The sequence below is a fragment of the Streptomyces sp. DT224 genome (assembly GCF_049844595.1).
In the GTDB taxonomy this organism is placed as follows: domain Bacteria; phylum Actinomycetota; class Actinomycetes; order Streptomycetales; family Streptomycetaceae; genus Streptomyces.
The window spans coordinates 1-21,482 of the sequence record NZ_JBNCLI010000001.1; the positions used below are offsets into that span (position 1 = coordinate 1).

At 72.2% G+C, this 21,482-nt stretch carries 19 protein-coding genes and 2 pseudogenes; 8 read left to right on the forward strand and 13 right to left on the reverse strand.

Annotated features, from left to right (window positions below):
* Both ACLQ2N_RS00005 and ACLQ2N_RS00010 read right to left on the reverse strand, forming a co-directional pair.
* Positions 1-551: MFS transporter (locus ACLQ2N_RS00005; protein WP_425808234.1), on the reverse strand; the 551-nt coding region annotated here is incomplete at its 3' end.
* Positions 548-910, reverse strand: coding sequence for a MarR family winged helix-turn-helix transcriptional regulator (locus ACLQ2N_RS00010; RefSeq protein WP_425808932.1), 363 nt, complete (start codon positions 908-910; stop codon positions 548-550). The genes ACLQ2N_RS00010 and ACLQ2N_RS00005, both read right to left, overlap by 4 nt.
* 151 nt (positions 911-1,061) lie before the next feature.
* Here ACLQ2N_RS00010 and ACLQ2N_RS00015 point away from each other — a divergent pair.
* Positions 1,062-1,523 (forward strand): annotated as a pseudogene (locus ACLQ2N_RS00015) (methyltransferase domain-containing protein); the annotation flags it as partial.
* Between the two features lie 61 nt (positions 1,524-1,584).
* On the opposite strand, the gene ACLQ2N_RS00020 reads toward ACLQ2N_RS00015, so the two are convergent.
* The 7 genes from ACLQ2N_RS00020 to ACLQ2N_RS00050 all read right to left on the reverse strand — a co-directional run bounded on the left by ACLQ2N_RS00020 (position 1,585) and on the right by ACLQ2N_RS00050 (position 8,753).
* The gene (locus ACLQ2N_RS00020; protein ID WP_425808235.1) at positions 1,585-1,992 is read right to left on the reverse strand and encodes a PIN domain-containing protein; all 408 of its coding nucleotides are present in this window, start codon (positions 1,990-1,992) and stop codon (positions 1,585-1,587) included.
* A complete protein-coding gene (locus ACLQ2N_RS00025) occupies positions 1,989-2,264 on the reverse strand; it encodes a hypothetical protein (RefSeq protein WP_425808236.1) in 276 nt (91 codons plus the stop codon). The genes ACLQ2N_RS00020 and ACLQ2N_RS00025 overlap by 4 nt, the downstream gene beginning before the upstream one ends.
* A 260-nt stretch (positions 2,265-2,524) precedes the next feature.
* The gene (locus tag ACLQ2N_RS00030) at positions 2,525-3,739 is read right to left on the reverse strand and encodes a hypothetical protein (RefSeq protein ID WP_425808237.1); all 1,215 of its coding nucleotides are present in this window, start codon (positions 3,737-3,739) and stop codon (positions 2,525-2,527) included.
* Positions 3,736-5,712, reverse strand: coding sequence for a hypothetical protein (locus ACLQ2N_RS00035; RefSeq protein WP_425808238.1), 1,977 nt, complete (start codon positions 5,710-5,712; stop codon positions 3,736-3,738). The genes ACLQ2N_RS00030 and ACLQ2N_RS00035 overlap by 4 nt, the downstream gene beginning before the upstream one ends.
* Positions 5,709-6,500, reverse strand: a complete 792-nt coding sequence (locus ACLQ2N_RS00040; protein WP_425808239.1) for a toll/interleukin-1 receptor domain-containing protein — start codon at positions 6,498-6,500, stop codon at positions 5,709-5,711. Before ACLQ2N_RS00040 ends, ACLQ2N_RS00035 begins: the two co-directional genes overlap by 4 nt.
* A gap of 183 nt (positions 6,501-6,683) precedes the next feature.
* Entirely contained in the window at positions 6,684-7,919 is a 1,236-nt protein-coding gene (locus tag ACLQ2N_RS00045; protein WP_425808240.1) for a helix-turn-helix domain-containing protein, read from the reverse strand.
* Positions 7,920-8,168: 249 nt separating this feature from the next.
* Positions 8,169-8,753 (reverse strand): TetR/AcrR family transcriptional regulator, encoded by a 585-nt coding sequence (locus tag ACLQ2N_RS00050; protein ID WP_425808241.1) that lies wholly within the window; start codon positions 8,751-8,753, stop codon positions 8,169-8,171.
* Positions 8,754-8,914: 161 nt separating this feature from the next.
* On the opposite strand from ACLQ2N_RS00050, the gene ACLQ2N_RS00055 reads away from it, so the two are divergent.
* On the forward strand, positions 8,915-9,730 hold the full coding sequence (locus tag ACLQ2N_RS00055; RefSeq protein ID WP_425808242.1) for an SDR family NAD(P)-dependent oxidoreductase: 816 nt from the start codon (positions 8,915-8,917) through the stop codon (positions 9,728-9,730).
* 54 nt (positions 9,731-9,784) lie between these two features.
* Here the strand turns inward: ACLQ2N_RS00055 and ACLQ2N_RS00060 are convergent, their stop codons facing one another.
* Together ACLQ2N_RS00060 and ACLQ2N_RS00065 are read right to left on the reverse strand one after the other, a co-directional pair.
* Complete coding sequence (locus ACLQ2N_RS00060; protein ID WP_425808243.1) at positions 9,785-10,507, reverse strand: lytic polysaccharide monooxygenase; 723 nt, start codon at positions 10,505-10,507, stop codon at positions 9,785-9,787.
* A 370-nt stretch (positions 10,508-10,877) separates the two neighbouring features.
* Positions 10,878-12,272, reverse strand: a complete 1,395-nt coding sequence (locus tag ACLQ2N_RS00065; RefSeq protein WP_425808244.1) for a glycoside hydrolase family 18 protein — start codon at positions 12,270-12,272, stop codon at positions 10,878-10,880.
* Between the two features lie 200 nt (positions 12,273-12,472).
* Between ACLQ2N_RS00065 and ACLQ2N_RS00070 the strand changes: the two genes are divergently transcribed.
* The 6 genes and pseudogenes from ACLQ2N_RS00070 (at position 12,473) to ACLQ2N_RS00095 (ending at position 18,367) form a co-directional block, all read left to right on the forward strand.
* A complete protein-coding gene (locus ACLQ2N_RS00070; protein ID WP_425808245.1) occupies positions 12,473-13,225 on the forward strand; it encodes a GntR family transcriptional regulator in 753 nt (250 codons plus the stop codon).
* Positions 13,226-13,465: 240 nt separating this feature from the next.
* Positions 13,466-13,666 (forward strand): SPOR domain-containing protein, encoded by a 201-nt coding sequence (locus ACLQ2N_RS00075; protein ID WP_164403001.1) that lies wholly within the window; start codon positions 13,466-13,468, stop codon positions 13,664-13,666.
* Positions 13,667-14,065: 399 nt separating this feature from the next.
* Positions 14,066-14,287: pseudogene (locus tag ACLQ2N_RS00080) on the forward strand (PadR family transcriptional regulator); the annotation flags it as partial.
* Between the two features lie 309 nt (positions 14,288-14,596).
* Positions 14,597-14,992: an NUDIX hydrolase gene (locus ACLQ2N_RS00085; RefSeq protein WP_425808934.1), complete on the forward strand. Its 396-nt coding sequence runs from the start codon at positions 14,597-14,599 to the stop codon at positions 14,990-14,992.
* A gap of 190 nt (positions 14,993-15,182) precedes the next feature.
* Entirely contained in the window at positions 15,183-15,611 is a 429-nt protein-coding gene (locus ACLQ2N_RS00090; protein ID WP_425808936.1) for an ATP-binding protein, read from the forward strand.
* Between the two features lie 194 nt (positions 15,612-15,805).
* Positions 15,806-18,367 (forward strand): SpoIIE family protein phosphatase, encoded by a 2,562-nt coding sequence (locus ACLQ2N_RS00095; RefSeq protein ID WP_425808938.1) that lies wholly within the window; start codon positions 15,806-15,808, stop codon positions 18,365-18,367.
* Positions 18,368-18,385: 18 nt separating this feature from the next.
* On the opposite strand, the gene ACLQ2N_RS00100 is transcribed toward ACLQ2N_RS00095, so the two are convergent.
* A complete protein-coding gene (locus tag ACLQ2N_RS00100; protein ID WP_425808246.1) occupies positions 18,386-19,099 on the reverse strand; it encodes a PspA/IM30 family protein in 714 nt (237 codons plus the stop codon).
* A gap of 97 nt (positions 19,100-19,196) precedes the next feature.
* Positions 19,197-21,287: a TPM domain-containing protein gene (locus ACLQ2N_RS00105; protein ID WP_425808940.1), complete on the reverse strand. Its 2,091-nt coding sequence runs from the start codon at positions 21,285-21,287 to the stop codon at positions 19,197-19,199.
* Positions 21,288-21,482: the final 195 nt, after the last annotated feature.

The following is a 21,482-nucleotide window of genomic DNA, read 5'->3' on the forward strand; positions in this document are numbered from 1 at the left end:
ACCAGGCCGAGGCCGTAGGCGGCCCGTACCCCGCCGAGCTCGGCGAGCAGTGCGGCCAGCGGGTAGCCGACGCCGGCCCCGATGATCGAGACCACCGAAATCAGGGCGATCACGGCCGCGCTGCGCTCCTCGGGGAGGTGGTCACGGGCCACGCCCATCATCAGCGCCGTCAGACCGAGCCCGACGCCCTGGGCCGCCCTGCCGGCCAGCAGCCACGCGAACGGCAGCGGCAGCACCGTGAGCGCGCTGCCGGCGACGACGACCGCCAGCGTGGCGAGGATCGTGGCCCGCCGGTGCGGACCGGCTCCGAGCCTGCCCAGGACCGGCGTGGCGACGGCGCCGCTCAGCAGCGCGATGGTCAGCGTCCACTGCGCGCTGTCGAGCGAGACGTGGAACGTGGTCGCCACGCTGGTGATGAGCGGCGCCCCGAGGCTGGCGACCGCCGCCACGACCAGAGCGATGAACATCAGGGAGGGGACCAGCAGCTGCGCCTCGGAACGCGCCACCCAGAACGCCTTCACCGCGACCCCGCCGACCGGCTGCCCGGTCACTGCTTCGGCCCTTCGCGGTCCTGGCTTTCGAGCTCTGCCAGATGCTTCAGCGCCGGAAGGGCCGCCACCAGCGCCTCGACCTCATCGCCGGTGAGCTCGCCGATCAACCGCTCGAACGCGTGGACGCCCGCCTGGCGCCGCGTCCGGACACAGGAGGCGCCGGCCTCGGTCAGGCACACCAGCGTGACCCGCTTGTCGGACGCGTCGCCCCGCCGCTCGACCAGGCCGGACTCCTCCATCACCCGGACCAGGGCGGTCATCGCGGGCTGGGTGACGCCCTCGACCGCGGCCAGATCGGTGATGCGCCGCGGGCCGGTCCGGTCCAGGGTGGCCAGGGTGGCGGCGGACGTCAGGCTCATGTCCCGGGGCAGGCGTCTCGCGGCCCTGGTGGCCAGGCCGTAGAGGGCTGCCCCGATGGCGGCGGACGCGCCAGGAGCGGTGTCTTGTCGACTCACGCTCGAAGCATAGCTTTTTTATATTCATAGTTTATGGAAATGGTCGACTGGCGTAGGCGGCACCGCATGTTGCGGACCCGAGGTCATCGAGATCGACGACAACTTCGGCTCCACCCTGTACGCCGCAGACGAGCGCGACGCCCTGCCCGCTGAGGTCCTCGCCGCCTCCCTAGGCTGCGGCAAACCGACCGCGGTGGCCGACCTCCACGAAGGCGAACGCGCCCTGGAGCTCGGCTCCCGCGGCGGCATCGACGTACTGCTTTCCGTCCGCCGCATCGGCCCCACCGGCAAGGCGTACGGGCTCGACATGACCGAGGAGATGCTCGCCCTCGCGCTCGAGAATCAGCAGAAGGCCGGCGCTACCAACGTCGAGTTCCTCAAGGGCGCCATCGAGGCCATCCCGCTGTCCGCGAACACCATCGACGTCGTCATCTCCAACTGCGTCATCAACCTGCCCGCCGACAAACCTGCCGTCTTCGCCGAGATGATCCGGGTCCTCAAGCCCGGCGGCCGGATCGCCGGAGCCCTCTCCTTAGCCGCTCACCGAACACATTCGATCAAAGGGCCAACCGCCAAGCTCAGACATCCTTGATCTGTACGCGGTCGCCGCACAGTTTCGACCAGTCGTCGCGGTCCGAGGTGAGTACGAGGACGGGTGCCGGTGAGCGGAGCGCCATCGCGGCGATGAGGGCGTCGATGGCGTACTTGTGGCCGTGCAGGCCGCCGGCGTCGCTCAGCAGCTGCACCGCGGTGAGGCTGTCCGCCTGGGTGACGTCTTGGACCTGAAGCCTGGAGAGCACCCAGCGCAGCCGGGCGGTATCCGTCTTCCCGTGGACGGCCTCCACCACTGTCAGGGCCGACACGAGGACGGGTACGCCCGCGCGCCGAGCGGCTTCGATCCGGGTGATCATCTGGCGGTCGTTGCGCAGGAGCAGTGACAGCGCTTGGGAGTCCAGCACCAGGGACCTCGCGGCGGGCTCCTTCATGCGGCGCTGTCGTTCGACGCGTAGGGCGCCGATGCGTCACCGAACAGTTCGTGCTGTGCGGCCTGGACCTCGGCCTCGCTCAGCGATTCGTGCTCGGCTTCGTAGGCGGCCACGATCTCGCCGAGGCCGTCCATCGCCAGTTGGTGCCGGACCGCCGCTGTCACATACGCGGATACGCCGCGCTTGCCGGTGCGCGTGCGCAGAGCGCCGAGGAGTTCCGAGGGCATCGAGACGGAGATGTTCTCCGTACCTCCGGGGCGGGGTGACTTCATGAGACCAGTCTAGTACAGGAACTATTACATCGGGTGGAATGCTGCGCAGCCCGCATCCGGCGGCGTAGTCTCGGCGCCATTGGATCTTCTTGTACTTTGTCGCGGACCCCGTGCTGGGATGGTGCTGGGATGCGCCTGCATTTCCGCAGGTCAGAGCCTTGTGGTCGAGTTCCGGTTCAACGTGTGACGCCGTTTGCTTCGCGCTCGGGGCCCCCCGCCGCGTGTTGCGGCGGGGGACCCCCGAACTGCCCATAGCCGGGTCAGTGGTCGGCCTGGTCGTCAAGATCCTCCCCGAGGGGTGATTCGGGGCGGTGAGGGGTGTGGGAGGTATCCCAGAAGTACGGGGGTGTCGTGTCGTCGTACATGGACGTCCCCCACCGGGGCCGGTCTCGGTTGTCCGAGGCGTCGGGGGATTCGCTGGGCTCGGTCCCGTCCGTCGATAGGAACTCCCGCCGGATCTCCTCTGCGGCTTCGTCCAGCCCTTCCGCCTCCAGCGTGACCACCACGCGGTGCACCATCACCGTGTACGCGTCCATGTCCGGTTTCAGGCCGACCGCCCCAAGCAGCAGGCGCAATCGCTCCGCGATGCTCACTTCCTCTTCGCGGTCGGGTATTCCGTTCTCGTAGACGGAGCCGTCCCAAGGCGGGCCGCCGACGGTCGCCTCGGTCCTCGCGCCCACGGGTGGGACGAGCAGGTGCCGGAAGAGGTCGGGCACCTCCTCGTCCTTGGCGGCCGCCGAGATCTGGGCGAGCGGGCCGATCATGTCGACCGCCTTCTCGATCTCCTCCTCGTGGCGGGCCAGCCACCACACCACAGCGCTGCCCGTGCTCTTGAGCACGTCCTCACCCAGGTACTGCCGTTTGCTGCGTTCGTGCTGCCGTTCGTGCTCCCAGACCTCCTCGTCCTTGCGCAGGTCGCTTAGTTTCCGCAGCCGGTCGCGGTCGGCGGGGGCGAGTGTCAGAGTCACATCGGCCAGCATGGACTCCACCCACCCGCTTCGGTCCGTGAACGGAATGCCGAGCTCTCCCTCCAGGAGGTAGCGGGCGAAGCTCGCCCGAGCGGGGTCTTCATGGCGCACCACCGCCGAAGCCCGGTTGATGACCGCGGACACGGCGAGAGCCGGCGAGGCACTGCCGGACCAGTCGGCATGGCCGGGCACGGGCCGCCACCACACGGTGGCGGAGAAAAGGAAGTCGTAGCCGTCTCGCGCGCTGGGCAGGGCCGCTTCGCTCACCCGAGTCTCCTGGTACGGCTGTTCCGGCGGCGCCGACGGTTGAGGCTCCTCGTGTTCGTTGAGCTGGGCCGGCTCGCGGCCACTGCTGCGCAACGCCAGTATGAGCAGGAGAGAGCCCGACACGGTGACCATGGACATGAACCCCCACAGCAGGGGTGACCAGTCCAGAAGGCTCCCGAGCGTGGTCGGAGCGAGGCCGCACACGGTGACGAACAGCAGGCGGGGAAAGCGATCTCTCATCGTGCCTCTTCCGTGGTCCGTGGTCCGGTGCCCGCTCGTCGCGCACCCTCCGCGCGGTCGTACTGCGCCTGGTCGATGTGCTTCCAGAAGAGGGCTGCGACGGAAGCCTGGGCGGGGTGGTGCGCGGTCCTCGCCCATGTGCATGCGATGGCGTAAAGGCGGTGCAGGGCAGGTGCGCGGGCATGCGTCGAACCGACCATTACGCGTAGCGCCATTTCCCGCGTGGGGCCTTCGGCTGCGCTGGTCAGCCAACTGCTTACCAGCGGTGCCCAGAGGTCGGTCGGCGGTCGGGCGAAGACCGCTTCCCAGCCCACGAACAGATCGGGCCACGGGGGCGGGTCCCCGGCCCGGTCGCTCGTCAGGAGTTCGGTGAGCAGGCGCAGGTGGGGCGCTGCCGCACGTGGCTCCCGGTGCGTCCGCTCGCTCAGACGGTCGATCAGCAGCCGGTAGAGCCGGCGGTCGCGGCAGGCCAGTTCGAACAGGCCGTCCCTCGCTTCGCGGGCGGCGCCGCCTTCCCGCGCGGCGAGGTGGTGGAGTCTGACCAGAGCCTGGTCGGGGTGAGTCGTGCCGAGGTACTGGCAGCAGGCGGTGGTCAGTACGCGTACGAGGCCGTCCGGCGGAGAGCCGGACCGTGCGCAGTCGTAGATACGCCTCCGGAACCACCCGCCGAACCTCTCGTGGCTGAGGCCCAGCCCGAGGGCGGCTGCCGCACGCGGGTCTCCGCCGGCCCCGGTCGCGCCGTCCGCCCAGCGCGCCGCGAGGTCGAAAAGGTGGTTGGGCCGCTCGACGGCCAGGGAACACTCGCCGAAGCGGATGACGAGGTCGATCCGGTCGTCAAGGGTCAGGTCCTGGTGCCCGGCGGCGTTGCCGATCCAGTCTTTGAGGTCGTCGCGCACCCCCGGAAAGTTCGCCCAGAAGTACGTGCGTACCGCGTCGGCGTAGGCGAGCCGCTCGAAGCGCAGCCGTCCGTCGGGGCCCCGTTCGATATTCAGCGCGTTCAGCCGCTCACCGAAATCCGTACCCGCGAGCTCGGTCGCCGTCTCCTCCTCGTGACCGACCGTCCGCAACAGCCCGCGCCACACCTCGTACACGGTGTCGGCGCGGGCGCCCTCGAAGACTGCGGCCGAGAGCAGGAGTGCCCGCTCGGCGGTGGAGCGGGCCTCGGCGACTTGTCGGCCGACCTCGCCGGCCCGGTCTGTCACCGCGTGGACCGCCTGGTCGAGCCAGCTCGCGAACTCGGTGCCGAACCGTCCGCCGTCACGTGCGTCTCTCACCAGGCGGGCCAATTTCGCCAGTTCATGCATGGCTGAGCGGTCGCACAACTGCTGCAGTTCTGCGCTCCGCAGGTCCGAGGAACGGAAGACCATGCGGTCCATACGGAGATACCGGGTGAGGACCGCAAGGCCCCTGGGGCGTCCCAGCCCGATGATGTGCGGCTCCAGGTCCGGCGCGTGGGCGTGGTCCAGGCCCGCCGGCAGGACAGCCACCAGGTGGGCGCCCGCCTCCTGGACCCGGGACCGGCGCACGGCCAGGTCCCGCTGGGCCGTGGCGTACGTCTCCTCGTCGCGAACGCCTGACAGGTCGAGAAGGAACCGATCGCCCCTGCCCGGTGTGAAGGGTCCCGTGTCCTTGTCGGCCGAGGGAAGCTCGTCGAACCGTGGCCCGGTGCCGTCGTCCGGCGCGAGTCCGTGCAGCAGCATGATCGCCGCGGCTCGGCGGCCGATCCCGGGCCGACCGTCCAGCAGCAGCACCGTCCCAGGCTTCTTCAGACGGTCGGCGGCGACGTGGTAGCCCGTCGGCCGGACGAAACGGTCCGCCAGGCGCATCCGCTCCTCGCGGACGATCCGGAGGGTCTCGACTTCCTTGCGGCTGAGCCAGTCCGCGCTGTAGTAGTGGTTGTTGTACTGAGGGCCGTCGCCGCTATTGACGGGTCCGCGCGGATCGTTGACCGTCACGCGGTCCTGATCGCTCATCGCTCGTCGTCCGAACGCCGGCGCTCACGCTCGAAGCGCTGATGGACCGTGCCGCTGTTGTCGCCCGCCGTGTACTGGACCCCGGTGTTGTCACCCTCGAAATGAGGGGCGTTGTACTGGTGGCCCCGCCCCGTGTTCACCGGCCCCTGCGGCTCGCTGATGTAGGTCCCGAGGTCGCCGTTGAGGTTCCCGATGCCGCTGCGGATGCGCTGCTTCGCGTCGCGCGTGCGCATCCGGGCACGCCCGCGTTCCCCGTCCGCCTGCTCGCGGGGCTTCTCCTCCGCCCGCTTCTGAGCCGCGCGGGCGTCACTGTCCACCTCACCCAGCTCCGGCAGGAGCCTGGCGAGCGCGTCGCCCAGTGCCCTCAGGTCGTACTCGCAGTTGCGGTGGTCGTACCGCCGGTACTGGCAGTCCGCCAGCTCCCGCAGGTCCTCCGGGAGGACGGTCGGGTCGATGCGTGTCGCGCGCCCGACGAGCACGGGGATGACGAGGACCCCACGGCAGAGGGCGGTTTCGATCTCCCGGCGGGTCCAGTCCTGCTCGGATTCCAGTGCGGGCCGGCCGTCGCTTCCGCGTACGTCGGCCCAGCGCGGGCCGATGACGGCGAGGAGCACTTGGCATTCCTCGATTGCGTCGGCCAGCACCGCCGGGAAGCGCTGGCCGGGATCGATCGAATTGCTGTCGAGGAAGACACGCTCGCGGCCGAACCTCCGGGCGAGTTCGCGGTCGATCATGGCCGCCGCTGTTTCCTCGTCGCCGGTGCGGTAGTTGACGAAGACGTCAGGCATGGGAGTTCCCTTCATGGAAGAGCTGAGGTGAGGAGGCGCTACGGGGCGCACGCCTTCGGCCCGCGACGGCATGGCGCGTCCGCGCGGGGCGTACGGGCGAAGGTGTGCGCCCCGGTTGGCGCTCGTGGGCAGCCCGCAGGAGACTGAGTGACCGGCGAACCGGGCAGGGGGAGTTGCGGGGTGTCAGCCGTGGGTGGGCACGAGAGCCCGTGCCAGTGCCGGCTGCAGATCGCGTACAGACCGATTGCTGCGGAAGCGGGACAGCTCCCGCGCCAGGCGCCGGACGTCGGTGTTCACCGTCGCCGAAGGTATGGCCGGCATGACGCCCAGCAGCTCACCGGCGATCGCGCACGCATGCTCGACCTCTCCGGCAGCGGCGTGAGCCAGGGACCTGCGGAAGCCGTACCGGGCCTGGGTGCGCAGCGCGTGCGCCGGAAGACGGTGGCACTCCCGGTCGAGGATCTCGGCGGCGGCCGCGGGGCGGCCGAGGTCGTACAGGCACCAGCCGGTCGTCATCGCGGCCGGGTCGCTCACATGCGTGGTGCCGAGGACGGGGCCGAGGCCGCTGCGGGAGTCGTCGCTGTGCAGCAGCTTCCGCGCTGTGTCGAGGCCCTGGAGGCAGTCCAGTTCCTCACCGAGGAGGGCGTGGCCTTGCGCCTCCTGCAGCACCGCGAGCCCTCGGATGCGCGACGGCAGATGCCGCCCTTGGGCCCGCCGGGCCAGCGCGATGGTGCTCGCGGCGTCTCCGTCGTAGAAGGTGACGAGAGCGCGGCGCACAAGGGCGTACGACCCGAGGTGCGGGTCGCCCCCGGCGCCGGCCAGTTCGACCGCCTCATCTGTCCAGTCGAGTGCCGCCGGGGTGTTCCCGGCCTCCTGAGCCATCCAGCCGGTGAACTCCGCGAACCTCGACGCGAGCAGGAGGGCTGAGGCGCGCGTGGCAGACGATGCACCGGTGGCGAGTCCTGCGACCAGGCGTGTCTGGGACTCCAGCAGAGGAAGCAGCACCTTCGGTGACGTGGACTGGCCCAGTGTGCGCAGCTGGTCGAACTGCGCTTGGAAGGAGAGGAACAGTGGCTCGGCGGCGGTGGGGGCCGTCCGGCCGCCCAGCTTCAGTCCGAGATCGAGCACCGACCCCGTCCCGGCGGCGAGCACCGTACGGCGTCCGGGGTGCGGGAGGCTCTGAGCCGAGCGGCCCGTGCTTTCGGCGTCGGTGACCAGACGCTGCAGCTCGCCGTTCGCGCCGAGGAAGGCGTCGCACCGCCGGGCCAGTTCGGGTGAGGCGGAACGCTCACCGCGCTCCACCTTGCTGAGGTATCCCTTGTCGTAGTTGAGCGCTGCGGACAAGCCGCGGAGGGACAGGTTCGCCTCCACGCGTAATCGGCGAAGCTCCGGGCCGAAGTGTGATGGCGTGCTCGTCATCGGACTCCCCCTCGAAGAGTGACCGTGAGAGCCGGGCGCCCTCACGGGGGACTTTCGTTCGACGTTCACAGGCGGACGTGGCGAGCAGGCGTGAACACCCTTTGTGAGGAGGCCACTTCGCTCCGCGTCCGCGAGTGAGTCTGGCACGAGGTGCGCCTCGGCATTCAAGATTCGGCAGGGTTGCCCGTTGCCTGTTGGGCGGCATCCGGGGACGGCTCCGCCGGCTGGGTAGTGGCAGGGCGGGCCGCGTCACCCCCGTCCCCCCGCCCCCCGCAGAAACGTCTCCACCACCCGCGCCGCCAGCGCGTCCGGGTCCGTCAACGGGTCGGCCGGGTTGCCGTGCAGCGTCTCGCCGAGGAGGGCGTAGTAGACGCGCTGGAGCCAGTGGAGGTCGGCCGAGGCGTCGATGAGGCGGTCCTCGCGGGCGCGCTCCAGGACCGTGAGGCAGTGCTCGGTCATCGTCTCGTGGAGGGCCGCCGCCTCCATGCCGGGGGTGGCGGGGAGGCTCAGGGCGAACGTCCACGCGCCCTTGACCTCCAGGACGTTGGCGGTGATGCGGTGCAGGGCCACCAGGGGCGGGGCGGTGGTGGGGCGGCCGTCCTCCACGGCCTGCGCGAGCTGGCGGGCCGCCGACAGGGCCAGGGCGTCGGTCAGCGCCTGGCGGTGCGCGAAGCGGCGGTGGATCGTCGTGCGGGACACGCCCGCCTCGGCCGCGATCTGCTCCATCGAGGCGCCGGGGTCCTTGGACAGCAGGCGTTCCGCCGCCTCCAGGATCAGGCGCACGCTCCGCTCCGCGTCCGCCCGCAGCGGCCGTGCCGTTGTCTCCCCGCCCATGGCGTTCTCCCTCGTCCGCTCAGCTGCTCCAGCCCTTGAAACGTAACACCCATGCGCCACCTCTGGGTTATGTGAGACAACCGTGTTGCAGATAGAGCGGGAACGAGTACTCTCTTGTTGCAGATGCTCAGTCCGTCGAAGCCTCGTCAAGGAGACCTGCCATGCCTGCAACCGCTCTCGTCACCGGTGCCTCCTCCGGGCTCGGCGCGGAGTTCGCCGCTCAGCTCGCCGCCCGCGGGCACGATCTCGTCCTGGTCGCCCGTTCCGAGGGCCGGCTCACCGCCCTCGCCGCGCGGCTGGAGGCCGAGCACGGTGTACGCGCCCACGTCCTCGTCCAGGACCTCGCCGAGCCCGGCGCCGCCCGTGCCGTGGCGGACCGGCTCGACGCGCTCGGTCTGCGCATCGGGCTGCTGGTCAACAACGCGGGGTTCGGGACCTGCGGCCGCTTCGAGGACATCGACGCGGGGCGCGACCACGACCAGCTGATGGTCAATGTCGTCGCGCTCGTCGGCCTCACACACGCCCTGCTCCCCGGCATGCTGGAACGCGGCACCGGCGCCGTCGTCAACGTCGCCTCCACCGCGGCCTTCCAGCCCGCCCCGTACTTCGCGGTGTACAGCTCGGCCAAGGCGTTCGTGCTGAACTTCGGGCTGTCCCTGCGCCAGGAGTGCCGAGGGCGCGGCGTGCGGGTGCTCACCCTGTGCCCCGGGCCCGTCGACACCCCGTTCTTCGAGGCCATCGGGACCCGCGATGCGGCCGTCAACGGGTCGATGAGCACGCCGGAGCCGGTCGTGCGCGCCGCGCTGGCCGCCCTCGACCGGGACCGCGCCTATGTCACCCCGGGGTTCGGCAACTCCCTGTCCGCGCACCTGCTGCCGCGCCGGCCGCGCGCCCTGGTCGCCGCGATCGCCGAGCGCGTCACGCGTAAGGTCCTCGCCTCCGCGGGCGGCGCGCGGACCGGGTCGTACGCGGCATGAGCCCGGCCCGTACGTACCTCTCCGCGGGGCAGGAGCCCCGCGGAGAGGTGTGGGTCAGCAGGTGCCGAGGTCCTCCCAGACGCCCCACTCGCCGGTCGTGCCGGGCTGGTCGCCCTGCACCCACCACTTGGCGCGCCAGGTGTGCCCGTTGTACGAGACCGTGTCACCGCCGTTGTACACGCGGCCGGCCTCCCACGCCGAGGCGGCGCAGTCGCCCGGGTCCCCGCCGTCGCCGCCGTCTCCGCCGCCGGGGGTGCCGCCCCCGCCGATCTGGAGGTCGATGCAGGCGTAGAACGCGTTGGCGGTGTCCGCGATGTTCCAGACGGCCAGCACTTTCTGGCGGCCGCTGTAGCCGCTGAGGTTCACGTGGTGGGTCTTGGTGGCGCCGGGCTGGGCGCCGTTGTCGTTGAACTCCGCGATCTTCGACCCGCCGATGTAGTACTGCCAGGTGCTCGTGGCGTGGCGGGCCGTCAGCGTCCAGGAGAAGTCCGCGGAGCTGCCGACCGGGGTGGCCTTCCAGCCCTTGCTGTCGTTGTCCAGCTCGGCGAACTGCGCGTTGCCTCCGCTGCAGCTCTTCAGGCCCTTGGGGCCCTCGACGCTCTGCGGCTCGTACTTGATCTGGCCGCAGTCCACCGCGCCGGACGCACACTGCGCCTGGCGGCTCGGCGGCGAGGAGACGTAACCGTGCGCGCTGGCCGTGGTGGCCGGAAGGACCACCGCGAGCAGGGGGGCGACTCCCGCACCGAGTACGAGGGCCAGTTTTCGCTTCGCGTTCATGCCAACTCCTTCGCTGGGACTGCCGCGGGGTGACGGCAGCGGTCGGACATGCCCGCACCGGGCAGCGGCCTTGTCAGGGGGTGCCGGCGCGGTGGGGGCAGGGGTACGGCCGGTGGCGAGGGGGCGCCGCCCGCAGCCCCGCGCACGCCGACGGCCGCCCGGGGGCGACCACGGCTCACCTTAGGTCTAGACCATACTCAGGGGTGTGTGCCCGTCAATAGGGCTTGCACGTAAGCGTCTTGATGGAGTGTCATGCGGCCCGCCGGGTCATCGCGATCCGCGCGATCTCCACCCGGGACCTCGCACCCAGCTTGCGATAGGACCGGGTGAGCGCGCGAGGGGCGGCCGCGCAGCCGCCCCTCGGGTGTTCCTACCGGCGGGAGAGCCCGCGGTCGACGGCCGTGATCAGCTCGCCGTCCTCCGTGTCACCGTCCAGCGACCAGAACATCGCGCCGCCGAGCCGGTGGTCGCGGATGTACGCGGTCTTGGTGCGCAGCACCTGGGGGTCGTCGTACGTCCACAGCGTGGTGCCGTCGAACAGCCAGGCGCTGCCGTCGCGGACGTTGCGGTGCACCTTGTACGTACCGGATTCGGCCAGTTTCCTGAGGGCCTTGTAGTCCTCGTAACCGGCCGCCCAGGTCGCCGGGGCGGGGCCCGCCGCCGGCTGCCCCAGGCCGTCGCCGCCGCCGGTCACGCCCGTCCAGCCCTGGCCGTAGAAGGGCATGCCCATCACCAGCTTGCGCGCCGGGGCGCCCCGCTTCAGCCAGTCCCGCACGGTCCGGTCGACGCTGTAGTCGCCCTTGGCGTACAGCGCGGACTGCTGGGCCGTCCTCGCCTCGCCGGAGACGTGGAAGTCGTAGCCCTGGAGGTTCACGAAGTCGAAGTCCCGCATGATGCGCGGCACGTCGAACCCGGCGTCGATCTTCTCGGGGGACGCCGGGACGAACGCCGAGAGGTCGTAGTGCCTGGGCTTCGCGCCGTGGTGGCCCTCGCGGTCCTTGGCGGCCTTCTTCGCGTACGCGTCGAGCTGGGTGCGGAACTCGTGGACCAGGGCGGTGAAGTTCCGCTTGTCCTCCGGGCGGTACACCGTGCCGGTGTCACCGGCCGATCCCGGCCATTCCCAGTCGATGTCGACGCCGTCGAAGAGGCCGGCCGCCGCGCCCTCGCCGCCCCGCGTCCCGTCCACCGGCAGGTTGCCCTTGATGTACAGGTCGATGCAGGAGGCGACGAGCGCCTTGCGCGATGCGGCGGTGCGGGCCGCGTCGGAGAAGTGCGTGGACCAGCTCCAGCCGCCGAGCGAGATCATCACCTTGAGGCCGGGGTGCTTCGCCTTGAGCTCCCGGAGCTGGTTGAAGTTGCCCGCCAGCCTCTGGTCGTCGGTGTCGGCGACCCCGTCCACGGAGCCGGCCGCGTCGAGCGGACGGACGTAGTCCGCCCAGGCGTCGGCCTCGCCGGGCACGTTGCCCGTGAAGCACGTGCCGTCCGCGCTCACGTTGCCGAACGCGTAGTTGATGTGGGTGAGCTTGGCCGCGGTGCCGCTCGTCTCCAGGTCCTTGACCTGGAAGTCGCGCCCGTAGACGCCCCATTGGGTGAAGTAGCCGACGCGCTTGTACTCGGCCGCGGTGCCGTGGTGGCCGCTGCCGCCGCCGCGGTGTCCGTGGCTCCCGCCGTGCCCGGACGAGGCGTTGGCGGCGGGGGAGAAGGAGGCCGCGAGCGTGAGAGCGCAGGCGGCGATGGCGAGTGAAGACGAGGTTCTTCGACGCATGAGGCCAGAAGTTATTGGTCTGGACCAAACGCGGTCAAGGGTTCGGCAAAGGCGGTTTAAAGGGATTCCGGACCGCCCCGCGAACTATGCGCGGACCCGCTCGATGTCATCACTTCGAGTGAAACTTTGGCCTGCGCTTGCGGTTCGGAACCCACGGTTGCGACGCTGTCGCAGTCCGTCAACCTCTTGGGGAGTGGCCTGTGGCTTTCGGTGAGCAGCCCGCCTATCTGCGTGTGGCGAGCGATCTGAGAGAGAAGATCGTCAACGGTTTGCTGCCGCCGCACACGCGCCTGCCGTCGCAGGCGCGCATCCGCGAGGAGTACGGGGTCTCGGACACCGTCGCGCTGGAGGCGCGCAAGGTCCTGATGGCGGAGGGCCTGGTCGAGGGCCGCTCCGGTTCGGGCACGTACGTACGCGAGCGGCCGGTGCCCCGGATGGTCGAGCGCTCCGGTTTCCGGCCCGAGGCCGGCGCGGGCCCGTTCCGTCAGGAGCAGGCGGCGGACGGGGTGCGCGGGACCTGGGAGTCGCGCAGCGAGCAAGAGGGTGCGAGCGCCGAGATCGCCGCCCGGCTCGGGATCGAACCGGGCGACCGCGTCATGCGTACCCATTACGTGTTCCGGGAGGCCGGCGAGCCGGTGATGCTCTCCACCTCCTGGGAGCCCCTGGCGATCACGGGGCGCACGCCGGTGATGCTGCCGGAGGAGGGCCCGCTGGGCGGCTGCGGGGTGGTCGAGCGGATGGCCGCCATCGATGTGGTCGTGGACAACGTCGCCGAGCAGGTGGGCGCGCGCCCGGGGCTTGCGGAGGAGCTCCTGGCGCTGGGCGGGGTCCCGGGCCATGTGGTGATGGTGGTCGAGCGGACCTTCTACGCCTCGGGGCGGCCCGTCGAGACCGCCGATGTGGTGGTGCCGGCCGACCGGTACCGGGTGGGCTACCGGCTTCCCGTGAGGTGACCGGGGCGGGCTCGGATCCTTTCTGATTGTCATGTCCCGCTCCCGCACCCGTCGCAACGCCCTGGGGGCGCATTCGCGAGAATGCGCCCCCAGGGCGTTGGTCCGTTCCTGGCCGGATCGGTACCTCTTTGTGTAAAGGCGTATTCGTTGAGTGAAGGTCAGGCGTAGGGTCGGGCATATGCGTACCGGGGTTTCCTGGAGTTCCTTAGAAGCGTGCACATCGTTCAGGGGAGGGGCGCGATGCTCGGGAGAAACACGATGAGTGACAGCGGTGCCGTGCTTCCCTGGCTGGTGATACGGCAGGACGACAACGGCAACCGCTACCGCGTGGGCAGGTACGCCACGCAGGGCGAGGCCCAGCGTGCGGCCGACAAGTTGCAGGACCGTGGGCACAAGCAGTTGTACTGGGTGGAGCGCGTCGGGCAGGCCGCCCAGTCGTGAGGTGCGGCGCACGGGGCTCATGCGCCGGTGTGCCCGGCAGTGCGATCGCGAAGTAGCCGGTGGCCGGGGCCGGTGCGTCCCCGTCGGCGGTCCCGAGGGTGAGCCGGGCCGGCGGTGCGCGGCAGAGGCGACCGCCCACGGCGACCACCGGCGTCACCGGGGCCCACCGCCGCCCCGCCCAGGCGGGCCACCTGGCCATGTTTGGTCCCGGCCGCGGATCCGCGAGGAGCTCGACGTAGACCGGACCCGCGAGTGCCACCGGCGTGCGCCGGTGCGCGGCCGCTTCCATGACCGCCCCCTCTTTCCGCTGTACCTCGAATCGAGGTACAGCGGAAAGAGGTAGCGTGGGACGCCCCTTGAGGGGCAGGCAGATGACGGACGCGGTGAGGAGCTCGGGGCGTGCTGGAGCTGTCGATTCTGGGATTCCTCTCCGAGGAGCCCCTGCACGGGTACGAGCTGAAGGCCCGCATCCAGGCCCTCGGCGGCCACATCCGCACCGTCAGCGACGGGGCGCTCTATCCGGCCATTTCCCGGCTGGTGAAGGCCGGCCTGGTCGACCGGCGCACCGAACCCGGCACGGGGTCCGCGCCCCGCCGGGTGCTCTCCCTCGCCCAGGCCGGGCGCGAGGAGCTGTACGCCCGGCTCGGGCACCCCAAGGAGGCCGACATCACCGACGGGCAGCGCTTCTCCACGCTGCTCGCGTTCCTGCACCACCTCCCGGACCGCGCCGCACAGGCGGCGGTCCTGCGCCGGCGGCAGGCGTTCCTCGACGCCCCGGCGGGCTTCTCCTGCCGGGACGGCGAGCCGGTGGCCGAGGAGGCGCCCACGCTCTTCCGGCAGGGGATGCTGCGCATCGCCCGCGCCACGGGCGCCGAGGAGAAGAAGTGGCTGGCCGAGGCGATCGGCGAACTGGAGGGCGGGGAGCCGCCGGTGCTGATCGACACGGTGGCGTGGGTGCGGATCGAGGGGGGCCGCATCCTGTGCGCCCGCCCGCGCGGGAAGGACGTCTTCTACATCCCGGGCGGCAAGCGGGAGGGTGCCGAGAGCGACCTCGACACGCTCGTGCGCGAGATCGAGGAGGAGCTGACGGTCCGCATCGACGCGGAGTCCGTCGCGCACGTCGGGACGTACGAGGCCGGCGGACCCGGCCTCCCGGACGGCGCGGTGGTCCGGATGGCCTGCTACACCGCCGGGTTCAGCGGTGAGCTGAGGGCCAGCAGCGAGATCGAGGACGTGGCGTGGTTCTCGTACGCCGACCGCGGCCGGGTGCCGCCCGTCGACCAGCTGCTCTTCGACGACCTCAGGGCCTCGGGCGACCTGGGCTGAGCCTCTCGCGCGGATCATGGAGCGGCGCGTGGCGCCCGGTGTGTGCGCCCCCGCTTCCCGGGCACCCGTAGGTGCGCGCCGCCGTACACCCGTACGCCCCGCGTGCCGAGCCCGGCGGTATTTGACCCCTGATATCGGGTATGTGCTGTTTGCCCCCGTATACAGGACGTCACCGTTGCCGGCTCTGGGAGTGATCGGCGTGACCGATACCGAAGGCGATCGCGCCGAGTGGAGCTTTCCGGCTGTCCCCGGTGCCGTGCGCACCGCCCGGCACGCCGTCCAGGACACCCTGCGCGGCTGGGGGCTCGACGCCGCCGTCGGTGACGAGGCGATGCTGCTGGTCAGCGAGCTGGTCACCAACTCCATGCGCTACACACCCGGCCCCATCGGAGTGCGGCTGCTGCGCCCCCTGCCGGACGGGGACCGCTCCGCCGCCCGGCCCGGTCTCCTCGTGGAAGTCTCCGATCCGCTCCCCGACCCGCCCACCGAACGTGCGGCGGGACCCGACGACGAGAGCGGCCGGGGACTGCAGCTCGTGGCCTGTGCGGCGCGGCGCTGGGGGACCCGGCGGGGAAAGAGCGGCAAGACGGTGTGGTTCGAGCTGGCTCTGCCTGGTTAGGAGTGAGGTGGGACGCACAGCGATCACCGGAGGTCGGGGCCGAACCTGGCTGAAAGGGACTGAGACCGTGCTGTGATCGTGAACGCCGTGCCGGACGGGGCCGTAGTGCTGAATACTGCGGGCATGACCGGTCCGGTGTGTGAGCTGGAGGGGACGGTCGCGTGAGCGAAATACCTGGGACAGCGGGCGACGTCGTGTGGCAGAGCAGTCCGCCCGGCTCGATCTACGACTACATCAGAGTCGCCTCCTTCTCGATCGGGCCCGACGGGCTGATCGAGCAGTGGAGCCGCCGGGCCGCCGGTCTCTTCGGCGTGGCCGCCCACGAGGCCGTGGGCAAGGACCCGGTCGAGGCGTTCCTGCCCGGCGAGGTACGCCGCGAGGGCCACCGCCGGGTCGGCGAGGTGCTCGACGGCAAGGAGTGGACGGGTCTCGTCCCGTTCCGGATGCCCGGCGAGGGCGGGGCGCACGGGCTCGCCGAGATCTATGTGATGCCCAGCGAGACGGCCACCGGCCGGCGGGCGGCGGTCTGCATCGTCGTGGATGTCCGCGCCCTGCGCCGCATCGAGACGGACCTCGCCGCCTCGCAGGCGATTTTCGGCCAATCTCCCTTCGGTTTCGTCCTGTTCGGCACCGACCTCACCGTCGTCCGGGCCAACGAGCGCTTCGCCACCGTCTTCGGCGGCCGGGCCGACGACCACCGGGGCCGCACCGTCGGCGACTACCTCACCGGCACCGAGGCCGACCGCCTGACCGCCACGCTCGAACGGGTCCTGGAGACGGGCAACTCCGTCACCGACCTCCAGCTCGTCGGCACGCCCCCCGGCGACACCGAGCGCCGGCACTGGTCGATGAACCTCTACCGGGTGCACAGCGGATCGGGCCGCCCCATCGGCATCGCCGGACTCGCCACCGACGTGACCCGGCGTCACACCGCCGCCCGCGAGGCCGCCAGTGCCCGCCGCAACCTCGCCCTGCTCAACGAGGCCGGCGCCCGCATCGGCAACTCCCTGGACCTGGAGACCACCGCCCGCGAACTCCTCGACGTCGCCGTCCCGGTCTTCTGCGACCTGGCCTCCGTCGACCTCTACCAGGCCCTGCTCACCGGGGACGAGACGGTCCCCGGCAGTTGGAGCCCGCTCAGTCAGGAGGCCGTCGGCGGCTCCGCCGAACTGCGCCGCGTCGCCTTCGCCAGCGCCGTGTCCGACGCCCTGCCCCACGCCCGGAGCTCGTCCGACTCCGGACCGCCGGGCGGTGGAACCGCACCCCCCGCCCTCGGCTCCGTCCACCGCTACCCCTTCGGCTCGCCGTGCGCCGTGGCGCTGCGCACCGGCCGCGTGGAGGAAGTGCCGGGCGACGACCGGGGCTTCGTGCAGTCCACGCTGGCCGTGCCGATGGTCGCCCACGACACCGTGGTGGGGCTCGTCCGCTTCTCCCGTACGAAGGGCAGCGAGCCGTTCGACGCCCGGGACCGGGCCCTCGCGACCGAGCTGGCCGCCCGTGCCGCCGTCTGCATCGACAACGCCCGCCTCTACCGCCGCGAGCACGAACGCGCCCTGATCCTCCAGCGCAGCCTGCTGCCCCCCGGCGACCCCGAGGCCGCCGGGCTCGACATCGCCTGTCGCTACCTGCCGGGCAACACCGCCAACGAGGTCGGCGGCGACTGGTTCGACGTGATCGAGCTGCCCGGACACCGCACCGCGCTCGTCGTCGGCGACGTGATGGGGCGCGGCCTGCGCGCCGCCGTGGCCATGGGCGAACTGCGGACCGCCGTGCGCACGCTGGCCCTGCTCGACCTGGAACCGGCCGAGGTGCTGTCCGCGCTGGACGAGGTCGCCCGGGGGCTCGGCACCCCCGGTGCCGCCTCCGCGCCCGGCGGCGGGGGCGCCCAGTGGCCCGCCCGTGCCGCGCGCAAGTCCCGCGAGGCGGACCTCTCCGAGGTGTACCTGGCGACCTGCGTCTACGCGGTCTACGACCCGGTCACCCGGCGCTGCACCTTCGCCAACGCGGGCCATCTGCCGCCCGTCGTGGTCGAGCCGGGCGAGGCCGCGCTGCTCCTGGACGTACCGCCCGGGATGCCGCTGGGCGTCGGCGGCGAACCGTTCGAGGAGGTCGAGGTCGAACTGAAGGAGGGCGCGCTCCTCGCCCTCTACACCGACGGCCTGGTCGAGTCCCGCGACCATCCGCTCGACGAGGGGCTGGCCGCCCTCCGCAAGGCCCTGACCGAACCGGCGCAGCCGCTGGAGGACGTCTGCGACCGGGTCCTCGGCTCGCTGCACACCCGGCACGGCGAGGACGACATCGCGCTCCTGATGGCCCGCATCCAGGGCCTGCCCACCGAGGCCGTCGGCGACTGGCGGCTGCCCCGCGAGCCCCGCTCGGTCGGCCGCGCCCGGGAGCTGGCCCGGGGCCAGCTGACCAGCTGGGGCCTCGACGACCTGGTGGACACCACGGAGCTCCTGGTCAGCGAGCTGGTCACCAACGCCCTGCGCTACGGAGAGGGCGAGATCCGGCTCCGCCTGCTGCGCGACCGCACCCTGGTCTGCGAGGTGTGGGACGCCGGTCTCGTCCAGCCGAGGCGCCGGCGCGCCCGGGACACGGACGAGGGCGGCCGGGGCCTCCAGCTGGTGGGCCTCCTCAGCGCGGCCTGGGGGGCGAGGCGGACCCCGCGCGGCAAGACCGTCTGGTTCGAACTGCCGCTGCCCGACGGGCGGCCGGCCGCCGAACGCTCGGTGGAGGAGCTGCTCAGCATGTTCTGAGCAGCGGTCGGGCACGGCTCACTTCGTCGTCTTCAGCGCCGCGAGCCGGGCCTCCACCTCCGCGCTGTCGCCCAGCGCGTTCAGCTCCTCGAACTGGGCGTCCAGCGAGGAGGCCGCCAGCTCCTGCTTGCCCAGGGCCCGGGCCTCCTCGCGCCGCACCTTGTCCTCGAACCGGCTCAGCTCGCTCGTCGGGTCCAGGACGTCGATGCTCTTCACCGCGTCCATCATCCGGTTCTGCGCCTGCGCCGACTTCGCGCGCGCCACCAGTTCGTCCCGTTTGGCCTTCAGCTCGGAGAGCTTCCCCTTCATCTGGTCCAGGCCCGCCTTGAGCTTGTCGACCACCTCGGTCTGCGCGGCGATGGCCGGCTCGGCGGTCCTGGCCTCCTTCTCCGCCTGGAGCTGCCGGCCCAGCGCGACCTTCGCCAGGTTGTCGAACGTGTCTGCCTCGGGCCCGGAGCCGCCCGCCCGCAGCTCGTCCGCCTTGCGGCTCGCGGCGAGCGCCTTGCCGCCCCACTCGCGCGCCGCCTCGACGTCCTCCCGGTGGTCCTGCTCCATCAGGCGGAGGTTGCCGATGGTGGCGGCCACGGCCTGCTCGGCCTCCGCGATGTTGGCGGTGTAGTCGCGGATCAGCTGGTCCAGCATCTTCTGCGGATCCTCCGCCTGGTCGAGCAGCGCGTTGAGGTTGGCCTTCGCCAGCTGGGTGACACGGCCGAGGACGGTCTGCTTGCTCATGGGGCTCTCTCCTGTCGGGTTGTGCTGCTCGTGGTCCGGGCATGCGGAGGGCGGTGCCGCGTGGTGGTGACGTGTGCGGGTACGGGACGCTCCCGCGTCAGAAGCGCCCGCCGCCGCCCCGGCGGCCCCGCGTCCCCCCGCCGCCGAAGCTGCCCGGCCCGCCGCCGAAGCCCCCGCCTCCGCCGAATCCGCCCCCGAATCCGCCCCGGCCGCCGCCCCCGCCCATCAGGCCGCCGAGAAGGATGCCGCCCAGCACCGCACCGCCCATGCCTCCGCCGCCTCCGCCCGCCATGCCCCCAGGGCCGCCGCGCCCGCCGTACCCGTACCCGCGTACGTCCTGCTCGGCCAGGTCGCGCGCCTCGCGGGCCAGCGCGTCCGCGCGGCCGGCCTCGGCCAGGGCGGCCTGCGGGTCGCCGGCGCCCGCCGGTGCGGCGGCCCGCTCCAGCCGGCGCTGCGCCTCGGCGAGCCGGGTCCGGGCGGCGCTGCCGACCGCGCCCCGGTGCGTCGTGACGAAGTCCGCGGCGGCCGCCACCGACGAGCGCGCCGTCAGCAGCGCCCCGTCGAGCAGCGAGCGCGCCCGGGTGTCGCCCTGTTCCCGCTCGCGGGCCCCGGCCAGCGCCTCGTCGAGCGCCCGGTCCGCCTCCTCCACCCGGCGCAGCGCGTCGATCGGGTCGTACCGGCCGTCCCGCTCCTCGCGCACATCGCCGGCCACCGCCTGCGCCCGGGCGATCCGGCCGCGCAGGTCGGCGGTGGACGTGCCCTGCCCCATGCCGTCGAGCAGCCCGCCCGCGTCGGCGAGGTCGGTATCCAGCTCGGTCAGCGCGGCGGTCAGCCGGTCCGCCGCCTCGTCCAGCTCGCGGGCGCGCCGCTCCACGCCGTCGACCAGGGTGCCCGCCTGGTCGAGTGCGCCCTCGGCGGCCCGGACGTAGACGGCCGCCGTCGCGTGGTCGCCGCCGTCCACCGCCTGCCGGGCCCGGCCGAGGGAGGAGGCCGCGAAGTCGAGCCGGTCCCGGGCCTGGCCTGCGTCCTCGGCGACGGGGGCCGACGCCTGGTCCGCGTACCGCCCGCGCATCGAGGCGAGCGCGGTCTCGGCGGCCGGGACGCGGCCGGTCAGCTCGCGGAGCACGGTCTCGGCGGCGGCCAGGGCCTGCGGCGCCTCGCGCTCCAGCTCGCGCAGCCGGTCGAAGTCCTCGGAGACCGCGTCGAGGCGGCCGTCGGCGTCCGCGCAGCGGCTGAGGATCTCGTCCAGCATCCGCCGGCGGGTCTCGTCGTCCTCCGGGAACGCGTCGTCCAGCTGCTGGCGCAGCCGGAACGCGGCGGTCAGCTCGCCCTTGGCGTACGCCACCGCCTCGGCGAACGGTGCGGCGGCCTCCTCCCCGAACTGGGCGGTGGCGAAGCCCAGCTCCTCCTCGCTCGTGCGGACCGCGTCGTCGGTGGCGACGAGCGTCTCCTCGGCCTTCGCGTCGAGCTCCGGCAGCGGCGCGGGCGGCGGCGCGGCCCCGCCCCAGCCGGTCGTGCCGGGCGTCGTACGGGTGGTGGCGCGCCGCTTGCGCCGCAGGAAGGCGTACGCGGCGACGGCCGCCACCGCGCAGAGCAGGACGACCGGGAGGAGGAGGTCGCCGGTGCCGGTGCCGCCCGAGCCGGAGCCCGGGTCGGCGGCGCCGGGGGTGATCGCCGGGGCGGGCACGGGCTCGCCGGACAGGACGGCGGCGTAGCCGTCGGCGGCGCCGATCGCGGCGCCCGCCCAGTCGTTCTCCTTCAGCGCCGGCTCGATCGCGGTGTTCGCCACGTCCCGGAGCTGCGCGTCGGTGAGCGGGGCGTCCTGGTCGACGGAGTAGGCGTACTGCCGGGCGTGGGTCGCGACGGCGAGCAGGACGTCGTCGCGGCCGAGGCCGTTGCGGTCGGCGGTGGCGTCGGCCCAGTCCTGCGGAGAGCGCCCGGAGAAGTCGCGTACGTACGCCACGAAGAGCTGGAGGCGGTGCTCGGCGTAGAGCCGGTCGAGGGCCGTGACCACCTGGGGGCGGCGGTCGGCGAGGGCGCCCGCCCTGTCGGTGATCTGCCCCTCGCGGGACAGCGTGACGGGGTCGTCGGCACGGGCGGCCGGTGCGGGTGCGAGGGCCAGCCAGCACACCGTCAGGAGCACGGCGAGCAGGGCCCGGCCCGGTATGAGGATCCGGGTGCGGCTCACGGGCGGCGTCACGTTTGAGAGGCTATGTCCCCCTCTGGGTGACCGCGACACGAGGCGCGGGTCAGCGCCTTCCCCGCGGGCCCGTCGCCTCCCTGCCGTCGCAGCGGGCACTTCGTCCACGGGGGGCTGCCCGGGGACATGGCGGCGCTGGTGGAGGCGCGGCGGGCGTTCTCCGGGAAGTGGCTCGACCGATAT

What these genes read in the sequence shown, in the direction of transcription:
- ACLQ2N_RS00035 (WP_425808238.1), bottom strand. Translation starts at nt 5,712, where the DNA reads ATGAGCGATCAGGACCGCGTGACGGTCAACGATCCGCGCGGACCCGTC.
- ACLQ2N_RS00010 (WP_425808932.1), bottom strand. Translation starts at nt 910, where the DNA reads ATGAGCCTGACGTCCGCCGCCACCCTGGCCACCCTGGACCGGACCGGC.
- ACLQ2N_RS00030 (WP_425808237.1), bottom strand. Translation starts at nt 3,739, where the DNA reads ATGAGAGATCGCTTTCCCCGCCTGCTGTTCGTCACCGTGTGCGGCCTC.
- ACLQ2N_RS00025 (WP_425808236.1), bottom strand. Translation starts at nt 2,264, where the DNA reads ATGAAGTCACCCCGCCCCGGAGGTACGGAGAACATCTCCGTCTCGATG.
- ACLQ2N_RS00060 (WP_425808243.1), bottom strand. Translation starts at nt 10,507, where the DNA reads ATGAACGCGAAGCGAAAACTGGCCCTCGTACTCGGTGCGGGAGTCGCC.
- ACLQ2N_RS00040 (WP_425808239.1), bottom strand. Translation starts at nt 6,500, where the DNA reads ATGCCTGACGTCTTCGTCAACTACCGCACCGGCGACGAGGAAACAGCG.
- ACLQ2N_RS00065 (WP_425808244.1), bottom strand. Translation starts at nt 12,272, where the DNA reads ATGCGTCGAAGAACCTCGTCTTCACTCGCCATCGCCGCCTGCGCTCTC.
- ACLQ2N_RS00075 (WP_164403001.1), top strand. Translation starts at nt 13,466, where the DNA reads ATGCTCGGGAGAAACACGATGAGTGACAGCGGTGCCGTGCTTCCCTGG.
- ACLQ2N_RS00050 (WP_425808241.1), bottom strand. Translation starts at nt 8,753, where the DNA reads ATGGGCGGGGAGACAACGGCACGGCCGCTGCGGGCGGACGCGGAGCGG.
- ACLQ2N_RS00020 (WP_425808235.1), bottom strand. Translation starts at nt 1,992, where the DNA reads ATGAAGGAGCCCGCCGCGAGGTCCCTGGTGCTGGACTCCCAAGCGCTG.
- ACLQ2N_RS00100 (WP_425808246.1), bottom strand. Translation starts at nt 19,099, where the DNA reads ATGAGCAAGCAGACCGTCCTCGGCCGTGTCACCCAGCTGGCGAAGGCC.
- ACLQ2N_RS00055 (WP_425808242.1), top strand. Translation starts at nt 8,915, where the DNA reads ATGCCTGCAACCGCTCTCGTCACCGGTGCCTCCTCCGGGCTCGGCGCG.
- ACLQ2N_RS00045 (WP_425808240.1), bottom strand. Translation starts at nt 7,919, where the DNA reads ATGACGAGCACGCCATCACACTTCGGCCCGGAGCTTCGCCGATTACGC.